Here is an 11,955-nt window from a genome sequence, read left to right as displayed (position 1 = left end):
TCCTCAGCCATCGGGATTAAAAATTAGCTCTACGCCTTGTCGGTAGGGGCGCGCAAGCAATGGATCATCGGGCATGGGCAGCGGATCAGCTCGCAAAACCGCGGTTTCTGCCGAGCGATCAAAAGACGCATTGCCACTGCTGCGAGTGATCTCTACGGAAAGCACTGTACCACCTGGACCCAGTCGCACTAAAACAGCGGCGCTAAGGCCTTCAGGTGTACCGGCCGGCCGAGTCCACGCGCGGCGTATTTTTTGTTGAATGGCGGCATCGAAAGTACCGCGTGCTTGCGCGGCCCGACGTGCGGCTGCTGCGGCTTCGCGTTCCGCTTGTTCAGCCGCTTCAGCCTCGGCCTCGCGCCGGGCTTGTTCCTCGGCTTCGCGCCGTGCGCGCTCGGCCTCCTCGCGTTGGCGCTGGCGCTCTGCTTCGCGCTCGGCTTCAGCTTGGCGTTCGGCCTCAAGCTGCCGCTGACGCTCCGCTTCGCGCTCTGCTTCAGCTTGGCGTTCAGCTTCAAGTTGGCGCTGGCGCTCAGCCTCAGCCTCAGCTTCAGCCTCAGCCTCAGCCTCCGCCTCTGCCTCAGCCTCTGCCTCTGCCTCAGCCTCTGCCTCAGCCTGCCTTTGACGCTCAGCCTCAGCCTCAGCCTCGGCGGCTGCGCGCGCTTCTTCTTCCTCGCGCTCGGCGGCTTCAATCATGGGTGTTTCATCAATGGCGATCGCTTGTACGGCGTTGGGATCGCCGGGTTGCATGTCATGCACAGGCCGTTCAAAACGCATGCTGACCGCAAAAAGGCCAAACAAAAAGAGATGAGCGGCCAAGGAGTAGGCAACATAGCGCAGGGTGCGCGGTGTCATTCAAACCCTCCGGCAGGCGGCTGCGTCATAAGACCTACCTGGGGTACGCCCGCTTGTTGAAGAGCCGTCATCACCGTCATAACGCGCGCATAGGGTACTTCGGCATCGCCGCGCACATAAACGGGTGTATCGGGCTGCGCGCGCATAATGGCAGCTACGTTTTGGATAATTTCTTCTATACGAATGGGGGTATCGTCTGGCTGATCGCCAACGCTCAGGTAAAGGCGCCCGTTTTTGTCTACCTCAACAATTACCGGTTCACGATCATCGGGCGGCAGGGGGTCAGCCGTTGATTCGGGTAGCTCGATTTCTACGCCTTGATACAACAAGGGTGCGGTTACCATAAAGATCACGAGTAGCACGAGCATAACGTCAATGTAGGGCACCACATTGATTTCAGACATAGGTCGACGGCGAGTGCGCCGCCCTTGCATGGGTGCGGTGCGGCTCACGACGCGCTGGCTCCCCGCCCCTGTAAGTTGCGCTGCAGGATCGCGGTAAATTCTTCGATGAACATTTCGTAGCGATTGGTCATCCGTTCGCTTTGACTGGCATAGCGATTGTAAGCAATAACAGCGGGAATGGCGGCAAATAAGCCAAGGGCCGTGGCAATTAGGGCCTCAGCAATACCCGGTGCTACGGTGGCCAATGTGGCCTGCTGCATGGCGCCTAGCGCTCTAAACGAATTCATGATGCCCCAGACGGTGCCAAATAGACCGATATAGGGGCTGGTGGAACCCACGGTGGCTAGAAAAGGTACGTAGCTTTCTAACTCATCGGCTTCACGATTCATGGCAACCCGCATTGCGCGCTGCGCCGCCTCAATAGTGGGCTCGGCATCCGCATTTTGTTTGCGCATGCGTGAGAATTCGCGAAAGCCGGCACGAAAAACTCGTTCCATACCACCGCGGTCGTTTTCGGGGTTTTCGGGTTGGCTGTAGATCTCGCTGAGATTGCCGCCAGACCAAAAGAGATCTTCAAATTCCTCTGCGCCGTTTTCGGCTTGCTTGAACTGCCGATACTTACGGAAGATGAGTGCCCAAGAGGCAATCGATCCCGCCAACAAAACAAGCATAACAAGCTGCACAACAAAGCTTGCCTGCAACACCAGATACGTGATGGAAAGATCAACGGCCATGGGTATCCTCTACAACAGTGGGTCTTCAAGTCGGGGTGGTGGTGGTCGCTTAAAATGCTGGTAGGCACCGCGCGTTGCCATGCGGCCCCTAGGCGTGCGTTGTAAAAAGCCCTGCTGAATCAGGTAAGGCTCAATCACATCTTCGATAGTGCCGCGTTCTTCACCAATCGCAGCTGCTAGGCTTTCGATGCCAACCGGGCCGCCGTCAAACTTATCAATAACCGCCAGCAGCAGGCGCTGATCTTGTTGGTCAAATCCGTTGTCATCAACGGCCAGCATGGTCATGGCCGCGGCGGCCACCTCTTGGCTGATGTGCCCGTCTGCTTTGACTTCGGCATAATCGCGTACCCGTCGTAGCAAACGGTTGGCAATTCGTGGTGTGCCCCGCGCGCGGCGGGCAATTTCCAGCGATCCCGTATCGTCAATATCCAGGGCAAGCAGCCGTGCCGAGCGGCTGACAATTTGCGTGAGTTCGCTAACCGAGTAGTACTCTAAGCGCTGCACAATGCCAAAGCGATCGCGCAGGGGAGAGGTCAATAGCCCCGCGCGAGTGGTTGCGCCAACAAGCGTAAAGGGGGGCAGATCGAGTTTAATGGAGCGGGCCGCCGGGCCTTCGCCAACCAGAATGTCGATTTTACAATCTTCCATGGCAGGGTAGAGCACTTCTTCGACCACGGGTGAGAGGCGATGGATTTCATCAACAAATAAAACATCGCCCTCTTCTAAGTTTGTGAGCAGGGCGGCTAAATCGCCTGGCCGATCAATGACTGGCCCTGAGGTTTGTCGTAAATTGACCCCAAGCTCATTGGCAATAATATGCGCCAGGGTTGTTTTGCCTAGGCCGGGCGGGCCAAATACCAGCACATGGTCAAGGGCTTCTTTGCGCCCCCGTGCCGCGTCTATAAAGATACCGAGCTGCTCGCGGACCACTTCTTGGCCCACATAATCGCTGAGCTGACGGGGGCGAATGGCACGATCGACCGCTTCGTCTTCTGGCGCCGATTCAGAAGCGATGATGCGAGTTTCCTCAATCATTGCCGAACCGCCTTTTGCAGCGCTGAGCGAATTAGCTCTTCGCTATGCTCGCCTGACAAGCCACTGAGCAGCTTTTGCGCTTCAGCCGGTCGATACCCAAGCGCCACCAGCGCGGCCTCGGCTTCGGCCATGGGCGATGCGGCGGTTGTCATGGGGGCGCTATCGGCGCTACCGCTAGCGGTTGTGGCACCGATTTGTTTGCCCAGATCGGCAAGCTCCAAAGTAAGCCGTTCGGCAGTGCGCTTACCAATGCCCGGCAGGCGGGTGAGCGTGGTGATGTCGCGCTGTTCAATGCATTGGCGAAGCGCATCAGCGCTAATACCCGAGAGAATTGTCAGTGCCAAGCGCGGGCCAACCCCGTTTACTTTAATGAGCGCGCGAAACATGCTGCGCTCAGAGGCTTCAGCAAAGCCATAGAGGACGGGTACCTCATCTCTTACGCCTTGGTGCACATGCAAGCGAATGGGTTGATTGATTTCCGGCAGCGCGTAAATGGTTGACATGGGTACTTCAAGTTCATAGCCGATGCCGCCTACATCGATCATGATGCGAGGTGGCTGCTTTTCGACTAGCGTGCCGGCAATACGTCCAATCATTGCAGCAGGCCTCTAATGCGATCATGTTGAACATGCGCCAGCGCCACGGCCAGCGCATCGCTGGCATCTTCAGCGAGTGGTTGCTGGAGCTTTAAAATTGCCCGCACCATATAGGCCACTTGCTGTTTGTCTGCGCCGCCGCCACCCACCAGCGCTTGTTTAATGAGTCGTGGCGTGTATTCATGCACGGCCAGCGCATGGCGTGCGCAGGCGCAAATGGCTGCCCCCCGGGCATGACCGAGCTTAAGGGCAGATTGTACGTTGCGGCTAACAAACACCTCTTCGATGGCGGCTTCCGTGGCTGCATGGGTGCCGATAACCGCCTCAATCTCATCAAAGATGACTAAAAGCCGCTCAGGAAAGCTGCCATTACCTGTTTGAATGACTCCGCTAGCCACATGCTGAGGGTCACCTTGGCCAACGGCAATCACGCCATAACCCGTTTTAACCGAGCCGGGGTCAATCCCCAAAACATGACGCGTTGGTTGCCCCATGCTGTTTTAGGCGTCCTCAAACGCTTCAGCCTGAATGTCGGCATTGGTATACACGTTTTGCACATCGTCTAGATCTTCCAGCCGCTCGAGCAATTTTAGCGCCTTGGCTGAGTCTTCTGCACTTAAGGCTAAAGAGGTTTCAGGCCGCATCACAACCTCGGCATCGGCAGGCTCAAGATTAGCCTGCAGCATGGCATCTTTAACCTCGGTAAAGGTCTCGGGGCTAGTAATGACCTCAAATGAACCATCATCATTGCTCAGTACATCTTCGGCCCCTGCCTCAAGCGCTGCTTCCATTAAGGTATCTTCATCTGTACCGGGCGGAAAGAGCATGACCCCGCATTGGTTAAACAAAAAAGCCACACAGCCGTCGGTACCTAAATTGCCACCATGTTTGTTAAAAGCATGCCGAACTTCGCTGACGGTACGGTTACGGTTATCGGTTAAGCAGTCCACCAAAATAGCGGTGCCGCCGGGGCCGTAACCCTCGTAGCGTGCTTCTTCAAAGGCTATCGACTCATCGGTGCCGGCCCCGCGCGCAGCCGCTTTTTCGATTTTATCTTTGGGCATGTTAACGGCCAATGCCCGATCAAAAGCCAGCCTCAGGCGAGGGTTGCTTGCCGGGTCATCGCCGCCCTGACGAGCCGCAACGGTAATTTCACGAATCATTCGGGTGAATACTTTGCCGCGTTTAGCGTCTTGCGCTTTCTTACGGTGCTGTATATTTGCCCATTTGCTATGTCCTGCCATGATCCCCCTCGATCAGACAACGATATCTTTTCTAAAGTGAGCAGATTACCATGCTCTGCAGATTCCAACAGGCGGTTGTGGCAGCGCACATGGCCGAAACAAAAAATCTTGCTTATATCGAGCCATTACGGGCCTTTGCCGCTCTGCGTGAGGCTATGCCGCACGCCGTTTGGTTAGATGGCGAGCAGGGTGGCCAATACAGCATTGTAACGGCAGCGCCGCGTTTGTTGCTGGTTTATGATGGCCAGCGCACCGTTGGTACGGCCGATGATGGCACGGTATGGACCTCAGCCGAGGATCCCCTGGCGCTGCTGGCAGAGGCCCTTGGGCCCACCCAGCAAGGGCCTGCCCCTTTTTTTGGGGGTGCCATTGGGTATTTTAGCTACGAGCTTGGCCGGCGGCTGCAAGGGCAAACGCCGCCACTAACCCAGAGCCCAGAGATGGCCGTTGGCCTTTATGACTGGGCGCTGGTTATTGATCATCAGGCCGGCACCGCCACGCTCAATGGTAATGCGCCCTCCCACTTACCTCGCCTGCTTGCTCAAACAACAGCGCAACCCGGTGCCTGGCAGGTTGATCAGCGCGTTGAGGCCATTCCAGATAGTGCGGACTATGCCCGTGCTTTTGACCGGATAAAGCACTACCTGCGGGATGGCGATTGTTATCAGGTGAACTTGGCGCGCCAGTTTCGGCGACGCTTTCAGGGCGATCCGCTTGGCGTTTATGCGCAATTTCGTGGTTTGGCGGGTGGGCCATTCTCAGCCTATCTTGATCTGCCGGGCGGCCCGGTGCTGAGTGGGTCGCCAGAACGATTCTTAAAACTGCGCGATGGCGTGGTAGAAACCCGGCCAATTAAAGGAACTCGGAGACGTTCTTCTGATCCTGAAGAGGATGCTCGCTTGGCACAAGCGCTTCTCAGTAGTGAAAAGGATCGGGCTGAGAACGTCATGATTGTGGATTTGCTGCGTAACGACATTAGCCGTGCCTGTGCAATTGGGAGCGTATCGGTGCCGCAGCTCTTTGCGCTTGAAAGCTATGCCACCGTGCATCACATGGTGAGTGTGGTAACAGGGCGGATTGCCCCTGAGCACAATGCCACCGACCTTTTACGCGATTGTTTGCCGGGCGGATCAATTACGGGCGCACCCAAGTTTCGGGCAATGGAAATTATTGCAGAACTGGAGCATGCGCCGCGGGGCGTTTATTGTGGAGCCATTGGTTATATTGGTTATGACGGTGCAATGGATACCAATATTGCCATTCGGACAATTAACGCGCGCGATGGATGGCTGGATTATCGCGCCGGGGGTGGGCTGGTTTATGACTCGGAATGCTCGGCAGAGTTTGCTGAAACCGAATTCAAGGCGGCCGCATTTGTCGATGTTATGATCAAATCAACCGCAGGCAGAAAACAAGCGCAAGGAGAGAAAAATGAATGATGTAGTGATTGTTGCAGCAGGACGCAGCGCAGTGGGGTCATTTGGCGGCACACTGTCGGGCATGGCCGCATCAGATGTTGGCGCCCAGGTCATTAAGGCGGTTTTGTCCCGCGCGGGTGTGGCAGCAGATGCCGTTGATGAGGTTATTTTGGGGCATGTGCTTACCGCGGGGGCGCGCATGAACCCGGCGCGTCAGGCGTCTCTGGGGGCGGGCCTGCCGGTAACTTGCCCGGCCATGACCATTAATAAGGTTTGTGGAAGTGGTTTAAAGGCAACGCACATGGCTGCGCAGGCGATTAGCTTGGGCGATGCCAGCGTGGTGATTGCCGGTGGTCAAGAGTCGATGAGTCAGGCGCCGCATGTGCTGCCCAACTCACGCAAGGGCCAGCGCATGGGGCCCTGGAAGATGGAAGACAGCATGATCTATGACGGGTTATGGGATGTTTTCAACAACTATCACATGGGTGTAACCGCCGAGAATTTGGCCAAAGAATATGGCATTAGCCGTGAAGAGCAAGACGCTTTTGCAGCGCGCTCACAGCAGCTGGCCGAAGCGGCACAAAAAGCCGGCCGATTTGACGAAGAAATTGTGCCCATCGAGATTCCGCAAAGAAAAGGCGACCCCGTTATCTTTGATGTGGATGAATTTCCACGCCATGGCACAACGGTTGAGAGTTTAAGCAAGATGCGCCCGGCCTTTGATAAAGAAGGCACGGTTACCGCTGGCAACGCCTCGGGCATTAACGATGGTGCAGCCGTTGTGGTGATGATGTCGGCAGAGCGGGCCGAAGCGCTCGGCTTAACGCCCCTGGCGCGCGTAAAAGCTTACGCCAATGCCGGGGTAGAGCCGCATATTATGGGGTCAGGGCCTATTCCTGCCACGCAGCGCTGTTTAGAGCGTGCCGGCTGGTCGGTAGATGACCTTGATTTAATCGAGTCAAACGAGGCATTTGCCGCGCAGGCATTGGCCGTCAATAAGGGCCTTGGTTGGGATACTGACAAGGTGAATGTGAATGGTGGTGCCATTGCAATTGGTCATCCGATTGGTGCCTCTGGCGCCCGTATTTTGGTGACATTGCTGCATGAAATGAAGCGTCGGGATGTTAAACGCGGCTTAGCCACGTTGTGCATCGGCGGCGGTCAGGGTGTGGCGCTTGCGGTTGAACGTTAGGTTCGGAGGATTTTAGATATGGCAGAGATGCGACTGATTAAGAAGTATCCGAACCGGCGGTTATACGATACCGCTATTAGCAGCTATATCACGCTGGCTGATGTTAAAGGGCTAGTGGTAGATGGTGTCGATTTTAAGGTGACTGACGCCAAAACCGGTGCCGATCTAACCCGCTCTATTCTTTTGCAGATTATTAGCGAGGAGGAGGAAGGCGGTGAGCCAATTTTCTCCAGCGAGCTGCTGGCCCAGGTAATTCGCGCGTACGGCGGCAATATGCAAACCATGTTGACCAGTTATCTGGAAAAGAGCATGGAGCTCTGGGGAGATCAGCAGCGAGAGTTGCGTGAGCGTGCACGTCAATTTATGGATGTCAGCAACCCAATGCAGGTGCTTTCGCAAATTACTGAGCGCAATTTAAGCCTGTGGCAAAAGGCGATGGAAAGCATGGTTGCCGAAGATAAGGACAAGAAAAAAGACGAATAATCGCATGGTTTGACACCCTGTCATCGCCTCTCTATGATGCTGCGCAACATATTTATTGTGCGTCGCACAACTAGGGAGGTTGAACATGACCAAGCGATTAGCATTAGTCACAGGTGGTGAAGGCGGCATTGGTACTGAAATCTGTCGTCAACTCGGCCAGCAAGGACGCAAAGTGGTGACAACCTGTATCGACCCAGACGGCCAAGACATGGCAGCCTGGGCCGAGGCGCTACGCGCCGAGGGTATTGATGCTGATTACGTACGTTGTGATGTGGGCAACTACGACGCTTGCGAAGCCATGGCAGCTGAGGTGCAGGAGAAATTTGGCACCGTAGAGGTTCTGGTTAATGCGGCCGGCATTACCCGCGATTCATTTCTGCACAAAATGTCTGCAGACCAATGGCACACCCTCATTGATATTAATTTAAATGGCGCGTTTAACGTAACGCGGCAGTTTATTAACGATATGCGTGAGCAGCGCTTTGGCCGTATCGTGAACATCTCTTCAGTTAACGGGCAGACTGGGCAGTTTGGCCAGACTAACTACTCGGCCTCAAAAGCCGGATTGCATGGCTTTTCGATGGCCTTGGCAAAAGAGGGCGCACCGAAAGGCGTAACGGCCAACACGGTATCGCCTGGCTACATTAAAACGTCAATGACCGCCGCCATACCAGATGCTGTGCGTGAGTCGATTGTGGCCCAAATTCCTGCAGGCGATATGGGCTTGCCCGAAGACGTTGCCCGGGCGGTCTGCTTTTTGACGGCCGATGAAGGCGGTTATGTGACCGGTATTAACTTGCCGGTGAACGGCGGTTTATTCTGTAGTTTTTAGGCAAAAAAATAGGGAGACGGTGTCTCCCTGAATAATGCACCCTCGAAGCGGGGTGCTTTATTTTGTTGCTGCCTGAATTCTTATTTAAGTGGCGGCAGCCTCCTCCTCTTGGCACTTTTTCTCAACAACGGTATTCAAATTACGGGCGTGTTTCGCAACTGGCAAGTATTTTCGTTGCTGCGCTGCAATACCCAATCGGCAATCTTTGGGTAGAGTTCGGCATGTGCTCGACGCCCGATAAATAGGCTCAAATGCCCCCCGGGTAGTGACATTTCGGTAGCGGGCCCACTGACGGCTTGGGCAAGATCTTGGGCTGCGCTGGGCGGTACTAAATGATCATCTAGCGCATAGGCGTTGAGCACGGGCGCCTGAATGGCCTGTAAAGAGACGGGCTCAGAGTCAATGTGCAGCGTGGCATTAGCAAGCGCATTTTTTTGATAAATCTGCTCGGCAAATTCAGCAAAGGCGGTGCCTGCCAAATCTGGGCCGTCATACATCCAGCGCTCCATGCGCATAAACTCGGTTATCTCTTGGCTGCTTGCTTGCGCCAGCGCGGTGAGCGCGCTGTAACGTTGCGGCCCCAGCGCAAATGGCTTGAGCGCAGCAAAAAACGTAGCAAGCCCCGGGCCGCGCACATTGCCGGTGGCCGCAATCAGCGCGGAGATATCAATGCGTTTTGCGATTTGCGCTAAGCGATTATCATTGCCGCTGTTGTTCCACGGTGTTGCCAACGTGATCACGCCCGCCACCGATGCGGGTTGAACCGCAGCGTGGCACAGCGCAAGCACGCCACCCTGACATACGCCTAGCAAAGCAGGGGCTTGTTGGTGTGCTCGTGTTATCCAGTTAACCGCCTCAGCAATATCCCCAAGAATGTAATCGGCCAACCCTAAATGCCGGCGTGCTGCCTGTGGTGGGCGCCATGCCAGTAAATAGGGACAGACCTCATGGGTTCTAAGCGTGGTCATTACCGAGCGTTTGGGGCTTAAATCAAGAATAACGGGGCGATTGACTAGGGAGTAGATAATCAGCAGGGGTGGCAGCGCGGGGTCGCCAAAGCGCAGTAGCTGGGCATTATCGGTGTCACTAACCACCTCATGGGGAGTGGTATAGCTAGCCAGATCTAGCGCTGAGGTTTTATCCATCCGACGCGGCCTGCGCTGCCTTGAGCGCCTCGATATCAGCCCGTAATTCATTAAGCTGTTGGCGATAGCGCCGGCGCATTCGCTGGAGCTCTTCGGCAATATCGTCTAGTCCACGGCTAGAGGGCATTCCAAGGTCTTCCAGCATTTCATCAGTCAGTGCCCGAAGCGTTTTGGTATAGGCACTCCAGGCGTTAATCAGCTCGGCGATGTTGTCTTGGGTTTCAGGCTGATCCAACCACGCTTCGTACCGGGGCTCGGCAATGGCAATCCAGCGCGCGGCCCAGTCGTCTGGAGCGGTTTCATCCGCTTCGATGCTGGCTTGAAATTCACCTAAACAGTCATTAAAAAAAGCCTGCGCTGCTGAGAGCTGTTGGTTAATGGCTTGCTGATAACGTGCGCTGTCGCCCGCTAGGTCTTGCAGCAGTTGCTGGCGCTGCGGAAAGGGCCCCAGGATTGGCATTTCTGCCCACTGCTCACGTAGCGCCTGTATGGCGGCCTCGGGCGATTCAGCCTCGTTAAGGGCTTGTGTGCTTTTGTGCAGCAACTCCATGATGCCCAGTGGATCATTGCCTTGCCCTGTAACCATTATCCCGCCGGCGTGAGTGCCGCCTCCCATTGCGTTTTGAGTGCCTCAGCCCGAGCCCGCTGGCTAGGTGTGACTAATAGGCTATCAAGTCGGCGTAGCTGACGCAGCCCGCTGCGATAGTCGCCCTGAACCGCATGATACTGAGCCATTGCTAAGGCTGATTCAGCCGGATTATCAGCCGCACTGGCCACTTGTGCATGCAAAGTCCACAGCTCAACGGCTTGAGGAGATTGCTGTACCAAGTTTCGGGTGAGCCGGAGCGCTGCGTTTGCCTGGCCCTCGGCTAGTTTGAGCTCAACGGCCATTGCGCGCAGAGCAGGATCGCCCGGAAAAAGACTAAGCGCCTCGTCAACAATTGCTTCCGCCGTTTTTGGATCATCGTCGGCAAACGCCGCTTCGGCAAGCGCTAGCGATAACAAGGCATGCTCGCCCTGTTGTGCGAGCAAGTCCTCGACTATGACGGTGGCTTCTTGAGGATTACCCCCGTTAATCAGCGCGATGGCCAACGCATAGTTAAGGGAAGGCGTGGTCTCGTTGCGCTCTTTGCGTAGTTCATCGATAAGCGCGGTGCGGCTGGGCGCTTGCAGCGCCAGCGTACGCCCCCGTATATACGCATAATCCGGGCTTTCAAATGCGTCTGAGGGTTTAACATCGTTGGCTAATGCGCGGGCATCGGCAATACGCGCATCAGTTAGAGGGTGGGTGCTCAAAAAGGCCGGTGGATCTCGGCGATAGCGGCTGTCATCCATAAGGATTTGAAAAAAATCAGGCATCCCGTGCGGGTCTAGCCGCGCATTTGCCATGATGCGCAAGCCGACTCGATCTGCTTCTCGTTCATGATCGCGCGAATAAGCCAGTTGGCTATCGATGCCACTGGCCATACCCGAGGTAGCGGCCGCCATACCGGCTTGAGGGTCTTGTGTGCTGATTAAAAGGCCAGCAATCACCAGGGCAGCGGAGCGTAAGTTACTGCTGGTAGCCGCCGCTAGGCGCCGTGCGATATGCCGTTGGGTGATATGCGCAATTTCATGCGCAATGACCGCGCCAAGCTCGCTTTCGGTGGTTGAGGCGGTAATTAAGCCACTGTGAACGCCGATATAACCGCCGGGCATGGCAAACGCGTTAATGCGATCATCAGCCAAAACAAAAAACTGCAGTGGTGAGCCGCCAGAATCACTTGCGGTGGCAATTCGGGCACCTAGCGCTCTAACATACGCGTTAATGGCCGGATCTTCGACAAGATCAAGCTCGGTGCGAATTTCATTCATCATCTGCCGGCCAATACGCGCCTCTTCTGCAGTACTGAGCACTTGCGTTGAGGGGTTGCCAAGATCGGGCAGTGATAAATCGAGCCCAGCCGCCGGCAGGCTGACACCGCAGAGCAGCATTCCAATTATTATAAGTTGTGGCAGGTGCTTTGCCCGCATACTATTGCCC

14 protein-coding genes are annotated in these 11,955 nt (G+C 55.7%); 4 read left to right on the top strand and 10 right to left on the bottom strand.

Annotation, left to right across the window (positions count from 1 at the left end; all coding sequences use genetic code 11):
- Positions 1-3 precede the first annotated feature (3 nt).
- From tolA to GH984_RS04215, 7 genes are read right to left on the bottom strand one after another with little or no spacing between them, the layout of a single operon-like run.
- On the bottom strand, positions 4-849 hold the full coding sequence (gene tolA, locus GH984_RS04245; protein WP_153718961.1) for a cell envelope integrity protein TolA: 846 nt from the start codon (positions 847-849) through the stop codon (positions 4-6).
- On the bottom strand, positions 846-1,301 hold the full coding sequence (gene tolR, locus GH984_RS04240) for a protein TolR (protein WP_369691934.1): 456 nt from the start codon (positions 1,299-1,301) through the stop codon (positions 846-848). The genes tolA and tolR overlap by 4 nt, the downstream gene beginning before the upstream one ends.
- Positions 1,298-1,987, bottom strand: a complete 690-nt coding sequence (tolQ, locus tag GH984_RS04235) for a protein TolQ (RefSeq protein ID WP_153718960.1) — start codon at positions 1,985-1,987, stop codon at positions 1,298-1,300. Before tolQ ends, tolR begins: the two co-directional genes overlap by 4 nt.
- Before the next feature lie 9 nt (positions 1,988-1,996).
- Positions 1,997-3,022 carry a Holliday junction branch migration DNA helicase RuvB gene (gene ruvB, locus GH984_RS04230; RefSeq protein WP_153718959.1) on the bottom strand — a complete coding sequence of 342 codons (1,026 nt, stop codon included), beginning with the start codon at positions 3,020-3,022 and terminating at the stop codon, positions 1,997-1,999.
- Entirely contained in the window at positions 3,019-3,618 is a 600-nt protein-coding gene (ruvA, locus tag GH984_RS04225) for a Holliday junction branch migration protein RuvA (protein ID WP_153718958.1), read from the bottom strand. Before ruvA ends, ruvB begins: the two co-directional genes overlap by 4 nt.
- Entirely contained in the window at positions 3,615-4,112 is a 498-nt protein-coding gene (ruvC, locus tag GH984_RS04220) for a crossover junction endodeoxyribonuclease RuvC (RefSeq protein WP_153718957.1), read from the bottom strand. Before ruvC ends, ruvA begins: the two co-directional genes overlap by 4 nt.
- A gap of 6 nt (positions 4,113-4,118) precedes the next feature.
- Entirely contained in the window at positions 4,119-4,862 is a 744-nt protein-coding gene (locus GH984_RS04215) for a YebC/PmpR family DNA-binding transcriptional regulator (RefSeq protein ID WP_153718956.1), read from the bottom strand.
- An 89-nt stretch (positions 4,863-4,951) separates the two neighbouring features.
- Here GH984_RS04215 and pabB point away from each other — a divergent pair, with 89 nt between their 5' ends.
- The 4 genes from pabB to phbB all read left to right on the top strand — a co-directional run bounded on the left by pabB (position 4,952) and on the right by phbB (position 8,787).
- Positions 4,952-6,301, top strand: coding sequence for an aminodeoxychorismate synthase component I (gene pabB, locus GH984_RS04210; RefSeq protein WP_153718955.1), 1,350 nt, complete (start codon positions 4,952-4,954; stop codon positions 6,299-6,301).
- Positions 6,294-7,472: an acetyl-CoA C-acetyltransferase gene (locus tag GH984_RS04205; RefSeq protein WP_153718954.1), complete on the top strand. Its 1,179-nt coding sequence runs from the start codon at positions 6,294-6,296 to the stop codon at positions 7,470-7,472. Before pabB ends, GH984_RS04205 begins: the two co-directional genes overlap by 8 nt.
- An 18-nt stretch (positions 7,473-7,490) precedes the next feature.
- Positions 7,491-7,955, top strand: a complete 465-nt coding sequence (phaR, locus tag GH984_RS04200; RefSeq protein ID WP_153718953.1) for a polyhydroxyalkanoate synthesis repressor PhaR — start codon at positions 7,491-7,493, stop codon at positions 7,953-7,955.
- An 85-nt stretch (positions 7,956-8,040) separates the two neighbouring features.
- Entirely contained in the window at positions 8,041-8,787 is a 747-nt protein-coding gene (gene phbB, locus GH984_RS04195) for an acetoacetyl-CoA reductase (RefSeq protein WP_153718952.1), read from the top strand.
- Positions 8,788-8,921: 134 nt separating this feature from the next.
- Here phbB and GH984_RS04190 read toward each other — a convergent pair whose 3' ends face one another.
- From GH984_RS04190 to GH984_RS04180, 3 genes are read right to left on the bottom strand one after another with little or no spacing between them, the layout of a single operon-like run.
- On the bottom strand, positions 8,922-9,932 hold the full coding sequence (locus GH984_RS04190) for an alpha/beta fold hydrolase (protein ID WP_172973165.1): 1,011 nt from the start codon (positions 9,930-9,932) through the stop codon (positions 8,922-8,924).
- A complete protein-coding gene (locus GH984_RS04185; RefSeq protein WP_172973164.1) occupies positions 9,925-10,518 on the bottom strand; it encodes a poly(R)-hydroxyalkanoic acid synthase subunit PhaE in 594 nt (197 codons plus the stop codon). The genes GH984_RS04190 and GH984_RS04185 overlap by 8 nt, the downstream gene beginning before the upstream one ends.
- Complete coding sequence (locus GH984_RS04180) at positions 10,518-11,945, bottom strand: beta-barrel assembly-enhancing protease (protein ID WP_172973163.1); 1,428 nt, start codon at positions 11,943-11,945, stop codon at positions 10,518-10,520. Before GH984_RS04180 ends, GH984_RS04185 begins: the two co-directional genes overlap by 1 nt.
- Between the last annotated feature and the right edge of the window lie 10 nt (positions 11,946-11,955).

The organism is Spiribacter salilacus (assembly GCF_009649225.1).
Lineage (GTDB): Bacteria > Pseudomonadota > Gammaproteobacteria > Nitrococcales > Nitrococcaceae > Spiribacter > Spiribacter salilacus.
The sequence above is the reverse complement of the archived record's forward strand: the minus strand, read 5'-3'. Positions and strand labels throughout refer to the sequence as shown.